Raw genomic sequence first — 22765 nt, forward strand, 5'->3', positions numbered from 1 at the left:
TGTGGGGAGACTGCGGCGGCTAGATCGCGAACTGGTGCGTAGGCATCTAGCAACTTCTCGCGCTCATGCCACCCGGTTGATAACTGCTGGGAGAGTCAGTGTGGATGGTCGGGTAATGCCCAAGCCTGCTTCCCAGATAGATCCAGCGCAAGCGGTAGTGGTAACCAAAACCTCGGATGTGGAATACGCTTCCCGTGGTGGATATAAGCTGGCGGGCGCCCTCGATATCCTAGGGAAGGATGCCCCCGTTGTAAAAGGTAAACGTTGCCTAGATGCTGGCGCTTCCACCGGCGGATTTACTGATGTTTTATTGCGGCAGGGAGCTGCCTCAGTAATCGCGGTAGATGTGGGGTATGGTCAGCTACGTTGGAGCTTGCAGCAAGACCCACGTGTGGAAGTCCACGACCGCACCAATATTCGTTACCTTGATCCACAAACAATCGGGGAACCTGCCCAGCTGGTGGTAGGGGATTTATCTTTTATCTCCTTAAAGCTGGTCATTCCTGCCCTGGTACGGGCATCTACCGTTGACGCCGAATATTTACTGATGGTTAAGCCCCAATTTGAGATTGGACGTGAACATTTGGGATCTGGGGGAGTAGTACGCGACCCGGAAGACCATTTCCACACAGTGTTCGGAGTAATCGCGGCTGCGAAAGAAAACGGGTTAGGATTACAGAAAGTGGCAGCCTCACCGCTACCCGGTCCGGCAGGAAATGTTGAATACTTTGTATATCTAGTGCGCGGGGCAAAGATGCCGGCAGAGGAGGCAGTCGAACAGATGCTAAGAGAGGCGATTGCGGCAGGACCAGCGGGGAGAAAGCAAAGCGAGAGAACCGAGCAAGCAGAGGGAGAAACTCATGGGTGAGCGGCGGGTAATGGTAATCCGGCACCTTTCACGTCCCGATTTAGATAAAGCCGCTGATAATATGGCTTGTGAGCTGCGAAATCATGGAATAATCCCAGTAGATGAGAAATATTCCGGTGCGGTGGAAATTGTAATTGCTTTAGGCGGGGATGGAACCCTACTGGGAGCTGCCCGCTATGCTCGCGCCCAAGCAGTACCGCTAATTGGAATCAACCTGGGACACACCGGTTTCTTAACCGAAGTTGAACCCGATAAAATCTCGGAAGTTATTAATCATATTGTGGCTGGTTCCTATACTGTGCAATCCCGGATGACGGTAGATGTGACGGTTACTTTACCTGATGGCAGTGAAATCAGCGATTGGGCGCTTAATGAGGCTGCTATTTTATCCACTGATCGCGCTCACCCATCTCATCTGGGGTTAGGGATTGATCAACGTGGCATTACCACCTATGGGGCCGATGGTTTGATTGTGGCGACCCCAACTGGCTCTACTGCCTATAACTTTTCTGCCGGTGGACCGATTGTGTGGCCAGATGTTGAGGCGATAGTGGTTTCCCCATTGGGTGCGCACGCCTTGTTTACGCGTCCGCTAGTGGTATCCCCGGAATCTACGATGGAGATCTCGATACTACCCGATCAACGTACCCCTATGGAGCTGTGGCTAGATGGGCTGCGCTGTCACCAAGTACCGCCGGGATCTTCAATGCGGGCTACCAAAGGCAAAGCACCGGTACTGTTAGCCCGGATTTTAGACACTCCCTTCTCTGGGAGGCTGGTACATAAGTTCCAGTTGCCGGTTAAGGGGTGGCGTTCGCTGGGATAAATCATGATTGATCAGCTGTCTATCACGAATTTGGGGGTAATCCCTGAAGCGAGACTGAATTTTTCCCCGGGTTTAACTGTGCTTACCGGGGAAACCGGGGCGGGGAAAACCATGGTGCTTTCCTCGATAGGGCTGCTTCTGGGGCAAAAAGCCGATTCTGCCTTGGTGCGACACGGGGAAAAGGAACTGGCAGTAGAGGGAATTTTTATTAGCAAGCCTTCCTCGCCCGCTGCCGCAGCCGTTATAGATGCCGGCGGGATAGTCGAGGACGGTGAAATTATTTTGGCGCGTACCGTTCCTTTCCAGGGGCGCTCGCGTTGTCATGGGGGAGGGCGCACTATTCCCAGTGCGGTACTAACCAGGATTGGAACCGAGCTAGTTACTGTGCATGGCCAGTCTGAACAGCTCAGTCTGCGTACTTCCGGGCGGCAGCTGACCTTGTTGGACTCCTTCGGAACTGCCTCCCATTTAGCGCTAGTTAAACAGTTCCGAGAAAAATATCTTGCTTGGCGAGATCTAGGGATGCAGCTAGAGCAGTGGGAAAATCAGACTCAGGCGCGAGAGCAGGAAGTTTCCCGCCTGAGTGAAGGGGTAGCCTTGCTCGAAAAGTTGCAGCCTCAGACCGGTGAGGAAGACCAGCTGCTGCGTAAGATCGAACGCCTAGGGAATGTAGAGGATTTACGAGAAGCAGCCCAACAGGCTCATAGCTATCTATCCAGCGACTCCTTGGGCGATGGCAACGATGCATCTTCCCTGGTGAGCGCGGCCGTGCAGTCTTTAGAAAAAGGTGCGCAAAACGATGAAGAATTGGGAGAACTGGCGCAGGGTCTGCGGGATGCCTCCTCGATTATTTTGGATATTGCTGCTGAGACCGGGACCTATCTGGCAAACTTGGAGGCTGATCCGGCAGATTTGGAACGCAGCCAACGCCGCCTAGCGGAGCTGCGCCATGCCTATCGCCCATACGCAGAAGATTTAGATAGCTGGCATACCTGGGCTGAGAAGGCGCGAGAGAAAATCGCGTTACTTTCTGGACCTCAAAATCAGGGGCAGCAGGTAAAGGAAGACTTAGAGCATGTTCGGGTGGAAATGGAAATCTTAGGGGGAAAGCTCACGGAAGCCCGCCATGTCCTCGCCGCAGACTTAAAAAAGAAGGTTGCGGGAGAGCTTAGGGGTCTGCAAATGCCAGATGCCGGCTTTGAAATCCAGGTAGATACTTTGGAGGAACCCACCGCAAATGGATACGACCAGGTGACTTTTGGTTTACGGCTTGGTGAGGATGCGCCGGTACGCTCTCTGGCACAAGGAGCCTCCGGGGGTGAACTATCGCGGATTATGTTGGCGATAGAAGTCAGTCTAGCTACTCGCGATTTATCAGAAGGCACTCATACTTTTATTTTTGATGAGGTGGATGCAGGAATCGGGGGACAAACCGCGCTGGCAGTAGGCCAGCGTTTGGCACGATTAGCTAAGCATGCGCAAGTAATAGTGGTAACTCACCTTCCGCAAGTGGCAGCGTGGGCAGATAAACAATTGGTGGTAAGCAAGCAGGCCAATAAAGCGCAGGTCAATGAAGTTGCAGGTGGTGAGCGAGAGCGAGAGATCGCGCGGATGTTATCAGGCAAAGCTGAATCACAATCTGCCCTTGACCATGCTCGGGAGCTGATTGCAGCCTGCTGCGTGGGGTAATGTGGATTCGTGAGACTTTTTAAACGCCGTAAAGCAAACGCAGTGGTACCAGCCTCTAGCAGCCGGGTGCGCGTAGATAAGAAAACTAAGCATCTCACCCAGCGCCTGCAATCCGGCGAAATCGCAGTTATTAACCACGCTGATATAGACCGGATAGCAGCAGAAACGCTAGTGGCTGCGGGGCCGAGTGCGGTACTGAATGCTGCTAAATCAACCACCGGACGTTACCCAAATATGGGTCCCTCCATTATTGTGGATGCCGGAATTACCTTGATTGATGATCTAGGTGCCGGGATTATGAACCTGAAAGAAGGTAGTCGGGTAACGGTTGAGGGTAACAAAGTCCAGCAAGATGGCCAGGTTCTCGCCGAGGGCGTTTTGCAGACTCCCGCTACTATTGCATCTGACCTGGAAGAGGCACGCAAAGGAGTATCTACTCAGATAGAAGCATTCGCGGCCAACACTATGGAGTATTTGCGCCGCGAACGGGATTTGCTGTTAGACGGAGTGGGTGTACCCAAGGTTCAAACTAAATTCGCTGGTAAGCACGCCCTCATTGTGGTGCGTGGTTACCATTATCAAGAAGATCTCCGTTCTCTGCGTCCTTATATTCGTGAATACAAACCAGTCTTGGTGGGGGTAGACGGAGGAGCCGATGCCATCTTGGAACAGGGATACACCCCCGACATGATTATCGGAGATATGGATTCTGTCTCTGACCAGGCTTTACGTTGTGGAGCCGAAATTGTGGTTCATGCTTACCGTAATGGTAAAGCTCCCGGCACTGAACGGCTTAAACGAGAGGGGATTCCCTACGTACTTTTCCCAGCTACCGGCACTTCCGAGGATGTTGCGATGCTGCTGGCTGATGATAAGGATGCCGAAATGATTGTGGCGCTGGGAACTCACGCCACTTTGGTGGAGTTTTTAGATAAAGGGCGCTCGGGGATGGCCTCCACTTTCTTAACCCGATTGCGAGTGGGTTCCAAATTGGTGGACGCTAAAGGGGTTTCCCAACTCTACCAGCCGCGGGTATCTACCTGGCAGACTCTGCTACTCGCCCTAGTATGTGTAGGGGCAATAGCAGTGTCCCTGGCAGTGACACCGGTGGGGCAAACTTTTTATGGAATTTCCGGTATTTATCTAAATGATTTGATTGACTTTTTCCGACAATTATTCGGAGTTGCTCCTTCACTAAAGGGCTAACTAAGGCAGGAGAAAAATGATTGATTTTCGCTATCACTTAGTATCGTTGATGGCCGTACTGGTCGCCCTAACAATGGGGGTGGTGTTAGGCGCCGGTCCTTTGCAAGGCAAGATTTCTGATACCCTCACCGGGCAGGTATCACAGTTGTCTAAACAGCAGGCAGAATTACGCGAAACCAATGAAGAACTGGTAAAACAGGCTAATAGTAACGGTGAATATATCGGAGTTTTGGGAAGGAAACTAACTCCCGGGACTATGACTGATAAAAAAGTTGCGGTTATTAGGATGCCCGGAGTTAAGGACGAAGTTATGACCGGACTTAACACCCAGATTAAGGTGGCGGGAGCTGCAATAACCAATACTGTTACTGTAAAAGATGCCTGGTTTAGTGAAGACTCCAAATCTTACCGCGATAGCTTGGCGTCTACTTTGGCCAGCAAACTGGGCGATAAGGTCGACGCTAAAGTTTCTACGCAGCGGGTGCTATCAACCGCCCTTGCTGCTGGTTTAACCAGCGATGATACAGAGGTTCAGGCACTGGTAGCTAATCTTTCGGCAGGTGACGTACCTCTGGTTAAAGCCTCGACTGTTACTGATCCCGCTGAGTTCATCCTGGTAGTTAGCCCAGATAGCAACGAAAAGGACACTAAGGACTCCGTCTTGAAGCTGGATTTAGAGTTCGTAAAAGGCATTGATACGGTCTTGCCCAAAGGGACAGTGATTGTGGGCAGCGCCAAAGAAGAGAACAGCTACCTCACCCAGATTCGCGCCGAAAAATTGGCAGTTAGCACGGTTGATGGAGTGGGCTCGGTAATGAGCAAAGTCTCTACTCCCTTCGCGCTTTTGGCTGATCAAGCAGGGACCAATCAGGCATATGGTACGCAGCAGTATGCGACGCAACTGATTCCGCCGGTACCTACTCCCGCGAAGGAGGGCTAGCCATGTCCCGAGCAATCCAAGGGGCGCTAGTCTCAGGAGCGGGGTATTTAGCGGCCAGGAAGTATCTGCGGCGGCATCTTTCTTCTCGGGATTATCAGCGTTATCAGCGGCAAAACTTTCATGGGGAAACCGTGAGCCTGACCGGAGGGATAAAAGTAGCTGCCTCCTGCCTGGCATCTGGACTGTTGCTAGTGGGTAATCCCGCTGCCCAAATGGGGGCGATGTTGCCGGTAGCTGCGGGTGCCTCCCTCGGATATTTAGATGACACAAGAGCCGAAACTCCTGTTCACCAGGATAAAAAACTCGGCGGCTCACCGGATAAGAACCTAAATAAACCATCACTTTCAGGAGATAAAACTGACAAACCGGTTGTTGCTAAAGGGTTTCATGGGCATCTGCAGGCCTTAGCGGAGGGCGAAGTTACTACTGGTACCCTCAAAATTGTGGGGATTGGAACTGGGGCTGCGCTGGGAGCTATCGGGATTGGGCGTTCGAAAGGAAGCGGGCTGGCCGCCTGGGTGCTAGATACGGTTCTTATTGCAGGAAGTGCCAATCTTGCAAACCTTTTTGACCTGCGTCCTGGGCGCTGTTTGAAACTGGCAGTCTTGCTCGCATTGCCGCTTACTAACTCAAAGAGGGTGGAAGCTAGTTTAGCGGGCGGAGCCTTGGCTACCAGTCTGCTAGCTTTACCAGCTGATCTTGGGGAGCGGGAAATGTTAGGGGATACCGGGGCTAATGCGCTGGGGGCATTGCTAGGAAGTGCCTGGGCGCAAAAGACCGGTATAGTCGGAAAACTGCTGGGTGTCCTGGGAATTGTAGGGCTTACCCTAGCCAGCGAAAAAATATCGTTTTCACAGGTAATCACGAATACGCCGGGTCTGCGGGCTATCGATAATTTAGGGCGTCGGAGTTGAAAAAAGCGGGCTTAAGTAATCGGTTACCTGCCTTGGCTTCGGCTGTCGGGCTGATTTCTATTCTGACCTTACTATCCCGAATTTTTGGTTTTGGACGTTGGCTCACCCAATCAGCTTGGGTGGGCACTGGCGCCTTCGCGAATGCCTATTCCACCGCTAATCAGCTGCCTACTGTACTGTTCGAGGTGGTAGCTGGGGGAGCGCTGGCGGGAGTGACCATCCCTATTTTAGCTGGTCCTATCGCTGATAGAATACAGGATGAGGTTCAGCGGGTTTCATCCGCGCTAATTACCTGGGCGTTACTTCTTCTCACCCCTGTAGGGCTCGCAGTATTTTTATTGGCTCCTGGGATTGGGCAGGTGATGCCCTGTCCTCAGGGGGTGGATCCGCAGCAGCAAGCCCACTTGATCAGTGTTTTTTTACAGATGTTTGCCCTGCAGGTTCCGCTTTACGGGTTGTGTGTAGTGGGCACCGGCATCTTGCAAGCGCATGAAAAATTTTTGTTACCCGCTCTCGGTCCGCTATTAAATTCCCTGGTGGTAATTGCTACCTACGCGGTCTTTGGTTACCTTACTCCCTCGGTTTCCGATCCTGCCCAGGTGGCGCATAACGCCATTTTGATTCTGGGGTGGGGGACTACTGCTGGGGTAGCAGCGATGAGCTTGCCCCTGTTTATCCCTATCTATCGTTTAGGGATTCGCTGGCATCCCACTTTGCAATTAGGGGAAGGGCGCGGTCGCCAGGCGCTGCAGCTGGCAGGAGCAGGAGTAGGTTCTCTAATTGCCCAACAGTTCTCGGTGTTAGTAATCATTTTGGTAACCCGTGCTTATGGCGCAGAAGGTTCATTGCCTATTTATCAGTATTCTCAATCGGTATATATGTTGCCCTATGCGGTACTAGCAGTGCCAATCGCTACTGCAATGTTTCCGCGGCTGTCTAGTCTGCTGCATCGGGGCGGGAAAGCAGCCTTTAATCCCGAATGCGCGGCCTCGACCCGGCTGGTAACCGTGGTAGGAATGCTGGGATCAGCGTTCTTGGGTGCCTTGGCGCTTCCAGTCACTGATATTTTCACTCGTATCAATCCGGTACCGGGGATGCTCTGGGCCTTGGTGGCGATGGCGCCGGGAATCGTCGGATACGGGTTGGTCTATCATGTTTCGCGGGTGCTTTATGCGTTAGGAGGTGCCCGCCAAGCGGTGATTGCTGCCTCTGCCGGATGGGTAACCGTCGCTGCTTTCTCCTGGGGATTGGGAGCCACCCTTCCGGAACTATTTTCCAACCGGGCAGATGGAATCCTCTTAGCCCTGGGAATCGCGCAATCGGTAGGGATGAGTGTAGGGGCGCTGGGATTGTTGATTGGTTTGCGCCAATTGGCAGGACGACAGGCAGTTAGCGGACTCGCGTTCTCCGCCTTGAAAGCCGCGTTTTTGGCGTTGGTATCCGGAATAGCAGGCTGGTTTGTCTCCGGATATTTTATGGGCTTGTGGCCGAGCGTGATTGGTACTTTTGCTGCGGCCACGATTGCCGGGGTGGTGAGCGCCGCGATTATGAGTCCCCTATTGGTACAGGAAATTCGTCAACAAAAGCGAGGCGCGGCTCCCACGGCTGATTTTACTGGGGGAGAGGACGCGGCAAACCATCCGGGTAACCTCGTCGATTAACTACCATAATGACAAAGTCCTAAAGGAGAACCATGGAACTACGCGATGAGAAATACAGTTTCCCAGTAGAAGATCACCAGCTTATCTACCAGGGAAAAGTGTTTGATTTCGTTACCGATAGCGTGCGCCTCCATAGGGATGAGGAGGTCGTCCAGCGTGACTATCTTTCCCATCCGGGAGCTGTGGCGATTGCGGCCGTGCGTCCGGTAGCCGGGGCGGATTCCTCCTCCCGGGAGATCTCAGATTGGGAAATCTTATTGGTACGCCAATACCGGCACCCGGTGCGGGCCTTCCTGTGGGAGATACCTGCCGGACTTTTAGATCACCAAGGAGAAGATCGTTTGGGAGCTGCCAAACGGGAACTTTGGGAAGAAGCTAACTTAACTGCAGAAAACTGGAAGGTGCTGGTTGATTTCTTTACTTCTCCGGGAAGTAGCAGCGAACATTTGCGAGTTTATCTAGCGCGTAAAGTTTCCTCTGCCAGCGGCAAGTGTTTTGAGGCTAGTGAAGAAGAACGCGATATGATAACCGCCTGGTTTTCTTTGGAGCAGGCGCGCGATGCCTTGCTGGCAGGGAAGATACATAATCCTTCGGCGATGGCTGCCATCTTATCGGTGATTGAATCTTTACGTAAAGGATGGCGGGGACTGCGGGATGTGGATGTGCCCTTTGCTCCCGATCCTTTGGAAGAGAACCGCTAAGGGAAAATCTGCTAGACGCGAACACTCCTCGGGAAAAGTTGTCTCTTCGATACGCGCTTACTGCTGTTCATCTCCTCAACTCCCCCTGTATCACCCGCCACACTTGCTTGCTATCTGCTATTTTTGAAAGGAAGTTGTTACTAAAATGCGCTAGACTTAATAAGGTCTATTTTTTGAGGAGGGGAAACGTGAGCGATACGGAGCCGACTCGGCAAACAGTTTTGGACTTGATTGTCGAAAAAGGACCGGTTACCGCTGCCCACTTGGCAAAAATCCTCCGGTTGACCACGGCCGCTGTTCGACGACATATCACTGCTTTAGAGTCTGGGCAGATGATTACGGTGTATGAACCCGTTTCCCAAGCTAAACGGGGTAGAGGGCGACCGGCTCGTCACTATATTGCAACGGGGAAGGGTCGTGAAGGCCTCAGTGAAGATTACTCCAAGCTAGCTAGTCGGGCACTTGGGTTCATAGAGCAGGTCGCCGGGCCAGGAGGGATTGACACTTTCGCAGCCGCCCATTCCCGCGATATTGAGCGTAGATATGCTCCGCTTATCAGAGAAGCCGGCTCCGATCCTAAAGCTCGCGCCCGTGCCCTCGCCGATGCTTTAACTGCTGATGGCTATGCCGCGACGGTGCGGGAAGTGGGCAACGGTGGTTTCGCAGTGCAGCTATGTCAAGGGAATTGCCCGGTTCAGGAGGTAGCCGGCGAATTTCCACAGCTGTGTGAAGCTGAAACCCAAGCCTTTTCACGTCTTTTAAATGTCCATGTTCAAAGGCTGGCAACTTTGGCGGATGGCGAACATGTCTGCACCACCTCGGTGCCAATAGGTTTGCCTAACCCCAAAATTCCCCGTAAGCCGGTAAACATGGCAGAGTAGGGCAGGAAGTAACAACAAAAGAGGGACAATAACACAAATGACATCATCACCACCGGTGATTGCCACAAAAGAGCAGAAAGAGGCTGCTGACCAGCAGGTTATCGACTCAATTGGCACTCAATACGAGTATGGATGGCACGACTCAGATGCGGCGGGAGAAAGAGCTAAACGCGGTCTCGACGAGGACGTAGTGCGTTTTATCTCTGCCGAGAAAAACGAGCCCGAATGGATGCTTAAGCGCCGGTTGAAAGCACTGAAAATCTTTGAACGTAAACCCATGCCCAACTGGGGACCGGATTTATCAGATCTGGATATGGATCAGATCAAATATTTCGTGCGTTCTACTGACAAAGTGGCTGACTCCTGGGAAGATTTGCCCGAGGACATCAAGAAAACCTATGACCGGTTGGGGATTCCGGAAGCGGAGCGCGAAAGCCTGGTTTCCGGGGTAGCCGCGCAGTATGAATCGGAAGTAGTCTACAACCAAATTCGTGGTGACCTGGAAAAACAAGGGGTGGTGTTTTTAGATACCGACACTGCCTTACGTGAACACGAAGACCTTTTCAAACGGTTCTTCGGCAAAGCGGTACCAGCTGGGGATAATAAGTTCGCCGCCTTAAATACTGCGGTGTGGTCGGGGGGATCTTTTATCTACGTCCCCAAAGGGGTGCAGGTGGAAATTCCGCTGCAGGCCTATTTCCGAATTAACACCGAAAACATGGGACAGTTTGAACGCACCCTGATTATCGCCGACGAGGGATCCTACGTTCACTACGTAGAAGGCTGTACCGCGCCAATCTATAAATCTGATTCATTACACTCTGCAATTGTAGAGATTTTCTGCCTTAAAGATGCTCGGGTGCGCTATACCACCATTCAAAACTGGTCTACGAACGTCTATAACCTGGTTACCCAGCGGGCAATCTGCGAAGAAGGGGCCACTATGGAATGGGTAGATGGCAATATGGGGTCAAAAACTAATATGAAATACCCCTCGGTCTATTTGACTGGCAAGAACGCTCGTGGAGAGGCTCTGTCAGTTGCTTTCTCAGGTGAAGGGCAGAATCAGGATACCGGGGCAAAAATGCTACACCTGGCGCCTAATACCTCGTCTTCGATTGTTTCAAAATCTATTTCGCGGAACGGAGGGCGTTCTTCCTACCGGGGACTGGTACAAATTGCTCCCGAAGCTAAACATTCCAAGGCCTCGGTAGTATGTGATGCGTTACTAGTGGATCAGATTTCTCGGACTGATACCTATCCTTACGTGGATATTCAAACCGATGACGTAGAGATGGGACACGAGGCTACAGTGTCTAAAGTTAGTGCTGATCAGCTATTTTATCTGCAGAGCCGGGGGCTGAGTGAAACTGAAGCCATGGCGATGATCGTGCGCGGATTTATCGAACCCATTGCGCGCGAACTGCCCATGGAATACGCCTTGGAGCTTAATCGCTTGATTGAACTACAGATGGAAGGATCGGTGGGGTAATGGCCGAGATGGAAAAGCAAGCGGGTCATAAGGTAGTCGCGGCTCCCTCCCGGGCAGATCGCCCCACTTCGTTTAACCTTGCTGATATTTCTCTGCCTACCGGACGTGAGGAAGATTGGCGATTCACTCCCCTTGAGCGGATAAATATGCTGCTCACAGAAAATTTAGAGGGGGTGTCTCCCCGGGTTGAGGTTGCTGGACGGGTTCTAAGAAAGGATAACCGGATTAATCTGGGCACGTCCTCCTATGTGGAAATAGCTGCTGACAGTGATATTCACGGAAAAGTAGGAGCGCCGGGAGATCGCGCTGCCGTCGTTGAATGGAATAATCACCACGACCTGGTAAACGTAGTGATCGCGGAGCGGCTTAGCGAACCAGTGCGTATCAAGGTGATTGGGGAAAGTTCAGAGCCAGCTGCCCAGCACATATGTGTAGATGTGAAACCGGATGCTAAAGCATTGGTGATCCTGGAGCATACCGGGGATGCTCAGCTGAACCAGGGAATTGAAATAGATGTGGAAGCTGGGGCGCAGCTTGAATTTGTTTCTATTCAGGAATGGGATCGGAAAGCAGTTCACGCCAGTAATCACCGCATGAGTGTGGAAAAAGACGCGAAGCTGAAGCACATCGCTATTACGCTGGGTGGCGACCTGGTGCGGATTTGTCCTGATATTGATCTGGATAAACCGGGCGGGGAAGTAGAACTTCTCGGTGTTTATTTCACGGACACTTTGCAACATCATGAACATCGCTTATTCGTTAACCACAGTGCAGCAAACTGTCGCTCGGACGTGCACTACAAAGGGGCGCTCCAGGGACAGCAGGCGCACGCGGTTTGGATTGGCGACGTACTGATTGGCAAGCAGGCTTTCAATACTGATTCCTATGAGCAAAACCGCAATCTAGTGTTAAATGAGGGCGCCAAAGCAGATTCGGTACCCAACCTAGAGATTGAAAATGGGGATATTGCGGGAGCCGGTCATGCCTCCGCCACGGGACGCTTCGATGAAGAGCAACTGTTCTACTTGCTGTCTCGGGGTATCCCTGAAGATATTGCCCGCAAAATGGTAGTTCACGGTTTTTTTGCAGAGGTAATTCGCCAGATTGGGATTGATGAAATTGAAGACCATCTTTTAGCAGCGGTTGACGCCCGGCTAGAAAAAGGCCCAGATCCGCTATGAGCCTAGAAAAAGTTTGCGAGGTCAGCGCACTGGATCCCGCGCAGGCAATGCGCGCCGAAGTTACCGGTGAGCGGGGGGATAAAATCCCGATTGCGGTGGTGCGCGATGAAGATGGCGGATGGCATGCAATCGATGCCTTCTGCACTCATGGAGACGTAGCTCTAGACGAAGGTGATGTGGAAGGATGCGCAATCGAATGTTGGGGGCACGGCGCTCAATTCGATCTAAACACTGGGAAGCCGACTATGCCGGCCACCGAACCAGTTAACTGTTATCAGCTTGAAATCAAAGGGCAGGCGGTTTATGTTGACGCCTGCAGCCGCAGTAAAGGAAATGAGTAAATGGGGAAACTAGAAGTTAAAGACCTGAAAGTTTCAGTAGAAACTCCCGAAGGGGTAAAACAGATTCTAAAGGGTACTTCTCTAACGGTGAATTCGGGGGAAAAACACGCGATCATGGGACCGAATGGTTCGGGTAAATCTACCCTGGCCTATTCGATTGCTGGTCACCCCGGTTACCATATCGAGGGTGGGGAAGTACTGCTAGACGGGGTAAATATCCTGGAATCTTCTCCCGATGATCGGGCTCGTGCCGGCCTGTTCCTGGCGATGCAATACCCGGTAGAGGTTCCCGGGGTTACCGTATCTAATTTCTTGCGTACTGCCCGGACTGCGGTTGATGGTCAGGCGCCTCCGGTTCGTACCTGGGTTAAAGAACTTAAAGCCTCTATGGAAGATCTGCGGGTGGATCCGCAGTTCGCTAACCGCGATCTCAATGCCGGGTTTTCGGGTGGGGAAAAGAAACGTTTAGAGATTTTACAAATGCAGATTCTGCACCCGAAGTTCGCCATCCTGGATGAAACTGATTCTGGCTTGGATATTGATGCTTTGCGTACTGTTTCTGCCGGGGTTAACCATGCTCATGAAAAACTGGGGTGCGGACTGCTGGTAATCACACACTATTCCCGAATCTTGAACTACATTAAGCCTGACGTTGTACACGTATTCGCCAATGGACGGATCGTGGATTCGGGAGGCAGTGAATTGGCGGACAAACTGGAGGAAAGCGGGTACGACTCCTACCTGTAGGGGCAGTTTTCCCAGGAAGTTTTGGGGTTTTGAGAGGAAGAGCTATTGGATTCGCCATTTTCCGAGAGGGAGCTAACGCGCCTACGCGCTGATTTTCCGATTCTTTCCCGTGTCGGACGGGGAGGGAAACCGATTGTTTATTTAGACGCCGCGGCCACCTCTCAAAAACCACGTTGCGTTATTGATGCTGAAAGCTCCTTTTATGAGAAATCTAATGGGGCAGTCCACCGGGGTACGCATTTGCTGGCTGACGAGTCTAGCCAGTATTTTGAGGACGCGCGCTTAAAGCTCGCCACTTTCATCGGGGCATCACCGGAAGAAATTGTGTGGACCAAGAACGCGACTGAGGCGCTAAACCTGGTGGCTTACGCCCTATCTAATCCGGGGATTTCTGGCGGGGCTCCGCTCATTGGTAAGGGCGATCGGGTAGTCACTACCCGGGCTGAGCATCACGCCAACCTGGTTCCCTGGCAATTGCTCGCCCAGCGCACCGGGTGCGAGTTCGCCTATCTGGATCTAGATCCCGCGGGGCGGATTGACCTGGAAACCCTGGATGCGATTACCCCCAACACCAAGATAGTGGCGATAACTCACGCCTCTAACGTTTCTGGGGCGATTACCAATATTGCTCCTATTATCAGGGCGGCTCACTCGGTGGGAGCTTGGGTAGTACTTGACACCTGCCAATCTAGTGCCCACCTGCCGCTAGATATTAAAGCTATAGACGCAGATTTTGCTTGCTTCTCCGGACATAAAATGGCTGGGCCTACCGGTATTGGAGCCTTGTATGGTCGTCGGGAATTATTAGAGCAACTGCCGCCTTGCTTGGCCGGCGGTTCCATGATTGCCGATGTCACCATGGAAAAAACTACTTTCCAACCCTGTCCAGAGCGATTCGAAGCCGGTTCGCAGCCGGTCGCCCAGATTCATGGCTGGGCGGTGGCACTAGATTACCTACAGGAAGTGGGTATGGAACGGATCCATCGGCATGAACAGGCTTTGACGCAATACCTACTAGCAGGCTTGGCCACCGTGAAAGGTCTGCGGGTGCTCGGACCGGATGATTACCGGGAGCGGGTAGGACTGGTGGCTTTTGATTTTGCGGGGATCCATCCCCACGACGTTGGTCAGGTACTAGATGCCGAGGACGTGGCGATTAGGGTGGGGCATCACTGTGCTCTTCCACTGCATGCCCATTATGGTTTGCGGGCATCTTGCCGGGCATCGCTATCCCTGACTTCTTCACGTGACGATATCGACCGCCTAGTTGAAGGGTTAGAAGTAGTGCGTGGTTTCTTTTTGAGGGGGAAGTAATGGTTTCAGCTATTGACCAGCTATATCAGCAGGTGATTATGGATCATGCCGCGGAAAAGCATGGTAGCGGTCAGGTGGACAGTTCGGACACCTCCTCCTATCAAGTTAATCCCACCTGCGGTGATGAGGTAACTTTAGATGTGGAGTTGAAAGGGGATAAACTCACCCACTTGGCTTGGCAAGGGCAAGGATGTTCTATCTCTCAGGCTTCCCTGTCGATGATGAATGATCTAGTGGCGGGAAAATCTTTGGCAGAAATTGAACAGCTGTGGCATGATTTTGACCAAATGATGCATTCGCGGGGGCAAGAAGTTCCCGATGAGGTACTCGATCCTCTGGAAGATGCGGCCAGCCTACAGGGAACCTCCAAGTTTCCCAATCGGGTAAAATGTGCCCTGTTAGGGTGGATGGCACTGAGAGAATCAATCGCCAAAACGCAAGCGAGGCAAGAAAATGAGTGAAGAACGTCCCTGGGAAAATACTGCTGAGGTGCCCCAGCGCTTTCAGGAAGTGGCAGCTGGTAATGAAAATGCCGGTCCTTATCAACCTTCGAAGGTACATAATCATGCCGCAGGTTCCCGGGATTCACGCCCGCATAATGCAGCACTAAACGCTGATTCCCCGCAGGAGAACCGGGAAAAACGGCCAGCTACCCAAACCTTTTCTGAACCTTCCTCAGCGCTTACCCCCTCGGAAACGCAAGTGACTAAAGAGGACGTATTCGAAGCTCTAAAGGATGTTATCGACCCGGAATTGGGAATTAACATTGTGGATTTGGGGTTGGTCTATGGGGTAGAAATCCAAGCTGACGGAATAGTAACTCTAGAGATGACGCTGACTTCCGCAGCTTGCCCGCTCACCGATATGTTGGAAGAACAAACTCGCTGGGTATTGAGCTCTATGGCGACCAGTGTAGCTATTAACTGGGTGTGGATGCCGCCCTGGGGACCGGATCGGATTACAGAGGAAGGGCGCGAACAACTACGGGCTCTGGGCTTTAACGTTTAATGGGATAAAATAGACTTGCAGAAAAGCTAGCAAGGGGAAAACCATGGTGCGGGGAGTCTGGTCAGAGGTTGGGAAACTTAAAAAGGTTTTGGTACACCGCCCTGGAAAAGAACTTGACCGCCTGACTCCCTCTAATCGTGAAGATTTACTGTTTGACGATATTTTGTGGCTAGAGAAGGCACGGGAAGATCACGATAATTTCAGTGCTACCCTTACTTCTCAAGGTGCCGAGGTGGTGTACCTACAAGATCTTTTAGCCGAGACTTTGGATTTGGAATCGGCGCGAAAATGGCTACTGGAACGCACTATTGATGAGCGTTATTTTGGGGTGGCACTTAGCGCTCCACTGAAAGAATATTTGCTGGGGCAAGATAGCAATACTCTAGCTAAAATTTTTATTGGGGGACTTACCCGAGCCGAAATCGAAAAAGAGCTAGGGGCAGTTGCTTCGGCAGTTTTGGCACGTGTAGGCGAAGAGGACTTAATCTTGGATTCTCTGCCTAACCACCTATTTACCCGGGACACTTCCGCCTGGATCGGAAAGGGAGTAATGGTCTCGGCTATGAAAAAGAATGCACGCCGCCGTGAAACCCTGAACCTGCAGGCTATCTACCAGTTTCACCCGGAATTCAGCGACAATGTTACCCAGTTTGGTGCCGGGATGGCTGATAGTCCGGCAGCTTGCGAGGGTGGAGACGTGGAAATACTGTCTCCAACTTCGGTGCTGGTAGGGATGGGGGAACGCACCAGCCCAGCCGGTTTTGAACGCTTGGCGGCTCGTCTTTTAATGGATTCGTCCTCATCCGTAGAAATGGTTACCGGCCTGATCATGCCGATGGTGCGTGCGCAAATGCATCTAGATACCGTACTAACCATGATAAACCGGGATACCTTCTATAAATACAAGAATTTGGGGATGCTGCCCAGCGTTATCGCTCGCCGGAACGCGGAAGGGCAGATTACCTGGCGCCACTATCCCGCAGAACAAATGCATCAGGTCTTGGCACAGGCCAGCGGGGTAACATCGGTAAATATCCTGCAGACTCCGCAAACGGATAGTGGAGCCGAACGGGGACAGTGGAATGACGCCTGTAATCTGCTGGCACTGCGAGAAAACGTGGTCACTTCCTATGATCGTAACTGGCAGACCATTGATTACTTACGTTCGCAAGGAATCAAGGTTCTCGAAGTTCCCAGTGCGGAACTGGGGCGCGGGCGCGGCGGGCCCCGGTGTATGACTTGTCCCCTCGAGCGCGAGGCTATCGGAAACTAGCTTTAAACCCCGGTGAGGCAGGGGAAAGAAATAAAAAGAAAGGTTAAACTGTGGCATTACTATCTGGTCGCCATTTTCTTAAGGAACTCGATTTCACCGCCGAAGAGTGGCGGTACCTACTGGATTTGGCGGCGCAGTTAAAAGCAGCCAAATACGCTGGAACTGAACAGCCTTATCTAAAAGGGAAAAATATTGCCCTGATTTTTGAAAAAACTTCTACTCGCACTCGCTGTTCTTTTGAAGTAGCTGCCTATGATCAGGGCGCACACGTAACCTTTTTAGACCCGGTCGCCTCTCAGATTGGGCATAAGGAATCTATGGCGGACACCGCGCAAGTACTGGGACGTTTCTATGACGGGATTGAGTTCCGAGGACGTCGTCAAGAGGATGTAGAGACTTTGGCGCGTCTGTCTGGGGTGCCGGTTTGGAATGGACTCACTGACGAGTGGCATCCCACTCAAATGCTTTGCGACCAGCTAACTATGATGGAGCATTCTGGGCGAGACTTGCGCGATATTTCTTTTGCTTACCTGGGTGATGCCCGCAATAACATGTCGAATTCGCTACTGATTTCCGGGGCGATGATGGGTATGGATGTGCGGATTATCGGACCGAAACAGCTGTGGAATGAACAGTGCTGGATTGATAAAGCTCATGAAATTGCGGCTCAGACCGGCGCAAAAATCACCCATACCGATGACTCGGCTGCCGGGGTCAAAGACGCCGACTTCTTGTATACCGATGTTTGGGTCTCGATGGGAGAGCCGAAAGAAGTCTGGGACGAGCGGATTAAGCTGCTATTGCCCTATCAGGTGAATGCGCAGCTAATGGAGGCAGCGGGACCGCAGGCAAAATTCTTGCACTGCTTGCCGGCTTTCCATGACCGTGCCACTACTGTGGGAGAGGATATCTACCAAAAGACTGGTTTAGATGCCCTGGAAGTGACCGATGAGGTGTTCCGGGGGGAACGCTCAATTGTGTTTGATCAAGCAGAAAACCGCATGCACACTATTAAAGCGGTGATGGTGGCCACTTTAGGTAATCTGTAGGTAAAGAAATTCGTAAAGAATCTCACTAGCTTGCCGTAGCGGTACCGAGAAAAAATTCTTGTAGTCTTTAACCATGAATTTTGGATTGAAAGGATATATAGCAGTTACTGCTGGGAAAATTGCCGCTCTTACCTCCCGTACCCTGGGGAAAGGCTCTGGGGGAATGATCGGGGGGCGAGTGGCACAAAAAATTTGTCCCGATATTATGAGCCGACTGGCTGCCGGGAAAAAGGTAGCTTTGGTTACCGGCACTAATGGGAAATCTACCACTACAAAAATGCTAGTGAATGCCCTGCAACAGACAGGTAAATCAGTGGCAACCAATCGTGGCGGCGACAATATGGAAAATGGGGTAATCGCCGCGATGATGGATAATATTTCGGCTCCCTACGTGGTTTTAGAAGTTGATGAAATGCATGTTCCGCTGGTGGCAGCGGAAGTAAAACCTCAGGTGTTGTTGTATCTGAATCTTTCTCGTGACCAGCTAGATCGGGTGGGTGCGGTCGGACACGTGGAAGAACGTTTAAGGCAGGCAGTAGCAATCAGCCCGCAGGCTACGGTAGTAGCTAATTGTGATGATCCGATGGTTACTTCAGCAGCCTGGGACGGGAAAGAAAAGGTGTGGGTGAGTGTCGGTACTCGTTGGATTGACGACTCCCTGGTCTGCCCACGTTCGGGTAAAGAAATTAAACGCGAGGGCGAGGACTGGTTTTCTACTGGCGAACCGACTTTCCGCCGCCCGCAGCCGGCTTGGAGCTACCAGGTAGAGGAATCAGGTTTTGGCGCGGGCGAAGCAGTAATGGCGGGTAGCGCTATGGAAGTTTCTGCGCCACAAGGTAAGCAATCGGTAGTGGTTAATCTACCGGGAATGGTAAACCGGGGTAATGCACTCATGGCTTTGGCGGCAGCAAACGTGTTGGGAGCGCCGCTTGCAGCTGCCGCCCAGGGGATTCCTCTAGTTACTGAAGTTGCGGGACGCTATGCCTCCTGCCAGGTGGGGCAGGTTAAAGGACATTTGCTTTTGGCCAAGAACCCCGCTGGATGGCGAGAAGCCCTAACCATGCGTCACACCGGGGCAGCGGGAGCGATTTTAGCGGTCAATGCCCGTATCGGTGATGGAACCGACCCCTCTTGGGTGGAAGATATTGATTTCACGCCCCTTTGCGATACCCCGAAGGTTATTGTGTCCGGAGAATGTGCCGACAAGGTGCAAGCATGTTTGGAAAAGCAAGGGATAGCCTGCGAAGTTGAAAATAACGCCTACCGTGCTATCAGTCTGTTTGGTAGCGGGGAAATCGATATTTTAGCTAACTACACGGCATTCCAGGATTTGCGGGCAGAACTAGAGTCTAAAGGGCAGATTAAATAAGTAGCTGATAAGCGATGTAGAGGGGGCGGGTAGCTCAGCTACCCGCCCCCTCTGTATACAAAGAATCAGTTTTAAAGTAGCGGAAGTAAATCCCCGATTCCCTCAAACACAGCCTTGGGGCGATAGGGGAACTTCTGAATATCCTCGCGGGAAGTTGAGCCGGATAATACCAGGTAGGAGTCCATACCGCTTTCTACCCCCGCATGAATATCAGTATCCATGCGGTCACCTACCATCGCCGCATCCTCGGAGTGAGCTCCCAGTTTATTAAGTCCAGCGCGGAACATAACCGGATTGGGTTTACCTACGAAATAAGGTTTACGTCCGGTGGCCTTAGTAATCATGGCAGCCACCGATCCTACCGCAGGCAGAGTGCCGTCCTCGGAAGGACCGGTGGTGTCGGGGTTAGTACAAATAAACTTAGCCCCCTGTTCGATTAGACGGATTGCCTTGGTAATATTTACAAAATCATAGAAGCGGGTTTCTCCCAAGACTACGAATTCGGGGTTACTTTCGGTCATCACATATCCGGTTTCATGAATCGCGGTGGTCAAACCGGCTTCCCCGATAACAAACGCGGTGGAGTTAGGCGACTGGCTGCTTAAAAAGTCGGCGGTAGCGTTAGCGGAAGTCCAGATGCGTTCCTCGGGAACTTCCAGTCCAGAGGCTTTTAACCGCGCCGCAAGGTCACGGTTAGTGAAAATAGAGTTATTGGTGAGTACTAAGAACGGAATATTCTTGTTTTTTAGAGTTTCGATAAACTCGTGTGCGCCCGGCAGTGCTAGGGATTCGTGTACTAGCACCCCGTCCATATCGGTCATCCAGGCTTTAGGTTTACGCAAATTATTGATATCGCTCATGCCTCTATCCTAATGGACGATAGCTAGCATTGCTTGCCTTTAAAGTCCTGCTAGTCGCATATTTCGCCAGTGTAGGCAAGTGAGAATCGCCTTAACTTATTTATGCCTTAATCCCCAGCCTCGAGATTTTGCATAATGTGGGTATTTATTTCTGATAAACATACTCGTCCGTGAGCATAGATGAAACGGTGTCGTCTTTTACTACGCGACGGTTGCGGGCACGCTTCCGGTTCTCATAACTTTTGATTATGCGGAAGATTTAGCGAGCGTAAACTAGATGGCAGGAGGCAAGCCCCACCGTAAGGGAGGATCGGAAAAGTCTGGTTCGAGAGCAGGGAATTGACCGGCACTATTTGGCTTGCTGATCCAAAAATGCGGTAGGGTAGCCCCGGCAGACCGAGTATTTGTGGTGGCATTTTGTGGCAGGGGAAAATAAAGCTGCAATCGTTTGTCCCGCTTGAGTGGTATTTAGAGACTGGAAGGAGTAATCCACACCGTGATTAATGCGCAAGATTTAGAAGTGCGGATCGGGCAGCGGCTCTTGGTTTCCCGCACTAATTTGCGTATCGATAAAGGGATGCGGATCGGCCTAGTTGGGCGCAATGGCGCTGGGAAAACCACTACTATGCGCTTAATTGCGGCACTAGTGGCTCTCGGTAAACATCGCTCCAGCGGCTCTCTTAGCGAGGACGAAGCCCAAGAATTAATCGACAATATCGATTTTCAAGGCAAAGTTACTTCCTCCGGGTCAGTAGGGTATCTATCACAAGACCCGGCGGTCGGGGTAAAACAAAAGGACGGAATCTCCCGGATTATGGCGGTACGGGATTTGGATCGCACTTTGCGAGCCATCGAGAACGCCCAAGAAAAAATGTCCACCACCAGTGGGGAAACCCAGGCGAAGGCGATAGAAAGATATGCCCGCCTAGATGAAGAATTCACCCGCCTAGGCGGTTATGCTGCCCGCTCGGAAGCTATGCAGATTGCCCATAACCTGGGGCTAGAGCAAGGCGCGCTCACGCAGCCACTGGCAACCCTTTCCGGAGGGCAGCGCCGCCGGGTAGAATTGGCGCGGGTACTGTTTTCCCAGCCAGACGTACTGCTTTTAGATGAGCCCACGAACCACTTAGACCATGACTCCATCATTTGGCTCCGTGATTTCCTGCGTACCTATGCCGGCGGTTTCGTAATGGTAACGCACTCTACAGCGCTGCTAAAAGACACCGTAAACCAGGTGTGGTACCTGGATGCCTCCCGGTCGGTCATCGATCAATACAAACTGGGGTGGGATGCCTACCTGAAGCAGCGCGCCCAAGATGAGGCGCGGCGGCGTAGGGAGCGCCAAAACGCTTTAGCGAAAGCGCAGGCATTGCGCGAGCAAGGCGAAAAAATGCGGGCAAAAGCCACTAAGGCCGTCGCGGCGCAACAAATGCTGCGCCGAGCTGAAGAACTGATCAAAGAAGCCGGGAGTGAAACCAAAACCGAAAAAGTTGCCCGCCTGCGCTTTCCTACTCCGCTAGCTTGCGGAAAGGTTCCGCTGAATGCGCGCGGTCTCGCGAAATCCTATGGCAGCCTAGAGGTATTTTCTGGCCTAGATTTATCAATAGACCGTGGCAGCAAAGTGGTAGTTTTAGGGGAAAACGGAGCCGGTAAAACCACACTGCTACGAGTCTTAAACGGGATTGAACCGGCAGACGCGGGGGAAGTCGTTCCCGGTCACGGTCTCAAGCTGGGCTACTATGCCCAAGAGCATGAAACCTTGGATCCTGCCCGAACGGTTTACGAAAATATGACTGCGGCAGCTCCCGACCTGGATGAAACCCACGTGCGCAACATCCTGGGACAGTTCCTATTTTCTGGGGAGGATGCTTTTAAACCCGCCAGCGTGCTGTCAGGGGGAGAAAAAACCCGGCTAGCTTTAGCAACCTTGGTAGTAAGCGGCGCCAATGTGCTGCTGCTAGATGAACCTACCAATAACCTGGATCCGGCGTCTCGGGAAGAAATTTTGCACGCCCTCGACCAATACGAGGGGGCAGTAGTGCTGGTGACACACGATCCGGGGGCTGTGCAGGCGCTGAATCCGCAACGGGTGTTGCTGCTGCCCGATGGGGACGAAGATTTGTGGAGCGATGACTACCTAGATTTAGTCGAGCTGACGTAGCTAGGTGCCGGCCTTACTCGCAACTTTGCGGGGGCTAGCGAATAATCCGGGGCTAATCCAAAGTTGCCGTATCGACCTCGCTAAAAGGCACTACCTTAGTGGGAAAAGAGCGATAAGCCAGGTACTGCTGTAAAAACTCGGTATGTTCATCGCAGGTCAGCCAGGTTTTATGTACGGGGCGGGGAATCTTAGGGTTACGCCACAGTACCGCTTTGGTTGCCGGGTTTTCGCATCCGCGTGCCGAACAGATGTTATCTTCTGGTCCTCTAGCTAAAGCCATACCT

General features: G+C 52.1%; 21 protein-coding genes and 1 pseudogene. 20 read left to right on the forward strand and 2 right to left on the reverse strand.

Annotated features, from left to right (window positions below):
- Position 1: 1 nt before the first annotated feature.
- The 19 genes and pseudogenes from EFB02_RS07475 to EFB02_RS07565 all read left to right on the forward strand — a co-directional run bounded on the left by EFB02_RS07475 (position 2) and on the right by EFB02_RS07565 (position 19460).
- Complete coding sequence (locus tag EFB02_RS07475) at positions 2 to 868, forward strand: TlyA family RNA methyltransferase (protein WP_122820955.1); 867 nt, start codon at positions 2 to 4, stop codon at positions 866 to 868.
- Entirely contained in the window at positions 861 to 1694 is an 834-nt protein-coding gene (locus tag EFB02_RS07480; RefSeq protein ID WP_122820956.1) for an NAD kinase, read from the forward strand. Before EFB02_RS07475 ends, EFB02_RS07480 begins: the two co-directional genes overlap by 8 nt.
- A gap of 3 nt (positions 1695 to 1697) precedes the next feature.
- Complete coding sequence (recN, locus tag EFB02_RS07485; protein WP_122820957.1) at positions 1698 to 3383, forward strand: DNA repair protein RecN; 1686 nt, start codon at positions 1698 to 1700, stop codon at positions 3381 to 3383.
- Between the two features lie 9 nt (positions 3384 to 3392).
- A complete protein-coding gene (steA, locus tag EFB02_RS07490) occupies positions 3393 to 4589 on the forward strand; it encodes a putative cytokinetic ring protein SteA (RefSeq protein ID WP_122820958.1) in 1197 nt (398 codons plus the stop codon).
- A gap of 16 nt (positions 4590 to 4605) precedes the next feature.
- The gene (locus tag EFB02_RS07495; RefSeq protein ID WP_122820959.1) at positions 4606 to 5529 is read left to right on the forward strand and encodes a copper transporter; all 924 of its coding nucleotides are present in this window, start codon (positions 4606 to 4608) and stop codon (positions 5527 to 5529) included.
- Between the two features lie 2 nt (positions 5530 to 5531).
- The gene (locus EFB02_RS07500; RefSeq protein WP_122820960.1) at positions 5532 to 6443 is read left to right on the forward strand and encodes a hypothetical protein; all 912 of its coding nucleotides are present in this window, start codon (positions 5532 to 5534) and stop codon (positions 6441 to 6443) included.
- Complete coding sequence (gene murJ / locus EFB02_RS07505) at positions 6440 to 8104, forward strand: murein biosynthesis integral membrane protein MurJ (RefSeq protein WP_122820961.1); 1665 nt, start codon at positions 6440 to 6442, stop codon at positions 8102 to 8104. Before EFB02_RS07500 ends, murJ begins: the two co-directional genes overlap by 4 nt.
- Positions 8105 to 8136: 32 nt before the next feature.
- Positions 8137 to 8805 (forward strand): NUDIX domain-containing protein, encoded by a 669-nt coding sequence (locus tag EFB02_RS07510; RefSeq protein WP_122820962.1) that lies wholly within the window; start codon positions 8137 to 8139, stop codon positions 8803 to 8805.
- A 188-nt stretch (positions 8806 to 8993) separates the two neighbouring features.
- Positions 8994 to 9686, forward strand: coding sequence for a helix-turn-helix transcriptional regulator (locus EFB02_RS07515; RefSeq protein ID WP_234992782.1), 693 nt, complete (start codon positions 8994 to 8996; stop codon positions 9684 to 9686).
- Positions 9687 to 9723: 37 nt separating this feature from the next.
- Positions 9724 to 11178: a Fe-S cluster assembly protein SufB gene (sufB, locus tag EFB02_RS07520; RefSeq protein ID WP_122820964.1), complete on the forward strand. Its 1455-nt coding sequence runs from the start codon at positions 9724 to 9726 to the stop codon at positions 11176 to 11178.
- On the forward strand, positions 11178 to 12359 hold the full coding sequence (sufD, locus tag EFB02_RS07525) for a Fe-S cluster assembly protein SufD (RefSeq protein ID WP_122820965.1): 1182 nt from the start codon (positions 11178 to 11180) through the stop codon (positions 12357 to 12359). The genes sufB and sufD overlap by 1 nt, the downstream gene beginning before the upstream one ends.
- Positions 12356 to 12700, forward strand: a complete 345-nt coding sequence (locus EFB02_RS07530; protein WP_122820966.1) for a non-heme iron oxygenase ferredoxin subunit — start codon at positions 12356 to 12358, stop codon at positions 12698 to 12700. Before sufD ends, EFB02_RS07530 begins: the two co-directional genes overlap by 4 nt.
- Positions 12701 to 13447, forward strand: a complete 747-nt coding sequence (gene sufC, locus EFB02_RS07535) for a Fe-S cluster assembly ATPase SufC (protein ID WP_122820967.1) — start codon at positions 12701 to 12703, stop codon at positions 13445 to 13447. It begins immediately after the preceding gene.
- A gap of 45 nt (positions 13448 to 13492) precedes the next feature.
- Complete coding sequence (locus EFB02_RS07540) at positions 13493 to 14761, forward strand: SufS family cysteine desulfurase (RefSeq protein ID WP_122820968.1); 1269 nt, start codon at positions 13493 to 13495, stop codon at positions 14759 to 14761.
- The gene (gene sufU / locus EFB02_RS07545) at positions 14761 to 15222 is read left to right on the forward strand and encodes a Fe-S cluster assembly sulfur transfer protein SufU (protein ID WP_122820969.1); all 462 of its coding nucleotides are present in this window, start codon (positions 14761 to 14763) and stop codon (positions 15220 to 15222) included. The genes EFB02_RS07540 and sufU overlap by 1 nt, the downstream gene beginning before the upstream one ends.
- 175 nt (positions 15223 to 15397) lie before the next feature.
- Positions 15398 to 15769: pseudogene (locus EFB02_RS07550) on the forward strand (metal-sulfur cluster assembly factor); the annotation flags it as partial.
- Positions 15770 to 15812: 43 nt separating this feature from the next.
- The gene (locus EFB02_RS07555) at positions 15813 to 17042 is read left to right on the forward strand and encodes an arginine deiminase (RefSeq protein WP_122820971.1); all 1230 of its coding nucleotides are present in this window, start codon (positions 15813 to 15815) and stop codon (positions 17040 to 17042) included.
- Between the two features lie 50 nt (positions 17043 to 17092).
- Complete coding sequence (argF, locus tag EFB02_RS07560) at positions 17093 to 18091, forward strand: ornithine carbamoyltransferase (protein ID WP_122820972.1); 999 nt, start codon at positions 17093 to 17095, stop codon at positions 18089 to 18091.
- A gap of 73 nt (positions 18092 to 18164) precedes the next feature.
- A complete protein-coding gene (locus EFB02_RS07565) occupies positions 18165 to 19460 on the forward strand; it encodes a MurT ligase domain-containing protein (protein ID WP_122820973.1) in 1296 nt (431 codons plus the stop codon).
- Positions 19461 to 19531: 71 nt separating this feature from the next.
- Here the strand turns inward: EFB02_RS07565 and EFB02_RS07570 are convergent, their stop codons facing one another.
- Positions 19532 to 20320 carry an HAD-IIA family hydrolase gene (locus EFB02_RS07570; RefSeq protein ID WP_122820974.1) on the reverse strand — a complete coding sequence of 263 codons (789 nt, stop codon included), beginning with the start codon at positions 20318 to 20320 and terminating at the stop codon, positions 19532 to 19534.
- A 496-nt stretch (positions 20321 to 20816) separates the two neighbouring features.
- Between EFB02_RS07570 and EFB02_RS07575 the strand changes: the two genes are divergently transcribed.
- On the forward strand, positions 20817 to 22481 hold the full coding sequence (locus EFB02_RS07575) for an ABC-F family ATP-binding cassette domain-containing protein (protein ID WP_122820975.1): 1665 nt from the start codon (positions 20817 to 20819) through the stop codon (positions 22479 to 22481).
- A 52-nt stretch (positions 22482 to 22533) separates the two neighbouring features.
- On the opposite strand, the gene EFB02_RS07580 is transcribed toward EFB02_RS07575, so the two are convergent.
- Positions 22534 to 22761: a hypothetical protein gene (locus EFB02_RS07580; RefSeq protein WP_122820976.1), complete on the reverse strand. Its 228-nt coding sequence runs from the start codon at positions 22759 to 22761 to the stop codon at positions 22534 to 22536.
- Positions 22762 to 22765: the final 4 nt, after the last annotated feature.

This window comes from Varibaculum vaginae, from assembly GCF_900604285.1.
GTDB lineage: Bacteria > Actinomycetota > Actinomycetes > Actinomycetales > Actinomycetaceae > Varibaculum > Varibaculum vaginae.

Bases quoted from the DNA above. Each gene is read 5' to 3' on its own strand.
- EFB02_RS07480 (WP_122820956.1), top strand. From the start codon at position 861: ATGGGTGAGCGGCGGGTAATGGTAATCCGGCACCTTTCACGTCCCGAT.
- recN (WP_122820957.1), top strand. From the start codon at position 1,698: ATGATTGATCAGCTGTCTATCACGAATTTGGGGGTAATCCCTGAAGCG.
- EFB02_RS07495 (WP_122820959.1), top strand. From the start codon at position 4,606: ATGATTGATTTTCGCTATCACTTAGTATCGTTGATGGCCGTACTGGTC.
- EFB02_RS07500 (WP_122820960.1), top strand. From the start codon at position 5,532: ATGTCCCGAGCAATCCAAGGGGCGCTAGTCTCAGGAGCGGGGTATTTA.
- EFB02_RS07510 (WP_122820962.1), top strand. From the start codon at position 8,137: ATGGAACTACGCGATGAGAAATACAGTTTCCCAGTAGAAGATCACCAG.
- sufB (WP_122820964.1), top strand. From the start codon at position 9,724: ATGACATCATCACCACCGGTGATTGCCACAAAAGAGCAGAAAGAGGCT.
- sufD (WP_122820965.1), top strand. From the start codon at position 11,178: ATGGCCGAGATGGAAAAGCAAGCGGGTCATAAGGTAGTCGCGGCTCCC.
- EFB02_RS07530 (WP_122820966.1), top strand. From the start codon at position 12,356: ATGAGCCTAGAAAAAGTTTGCGAGGTCAGCGCACTGGATCCCGCGCAG.
- sufC (WP_122820967.1), top strand. From the start codon at position 12,701: ATGGGGAAACTAGAAGTTAAAGACCTGAAAGTTTCAGTAGAAACTCCC.
- sufU (WP_122820969.1), top strand. From the start codon at position 14,761: ATGGTTTCAGCTATTGACCAGCTATATCAGCAGGTGATTATGGATCAT.
- EFB02_RS07555 (WP_122820971.1), top strand. From the start codon at position 15,813: ATGGTGCGGGGAGTCTGGTCAGAGGTTGGGAAACTTAAAAAGGTTTTG.
- EFB02_RS07565 (WP_122820973.1), top strand. From the start codon at position 18,165: ATGAATTTTGGATTGAAAGGATATATAGCAGTTACTGCTGGGAAAATT.
- EFB02_RS07570 (WP_122820974.1), bottom strand. From the start codon at position 20,320: ATGAGCGATATCAATAATTTGCGTAAACCTAAAGCCTGGATGACCGAT.
- EFB02_RS07580 (WP_122820976.1), bottom strand. From the start codon at position 22,761: ATGGCTTTAGCTAGAGGACCAGAAGATAACATCTGTTCGGCACGCGGA.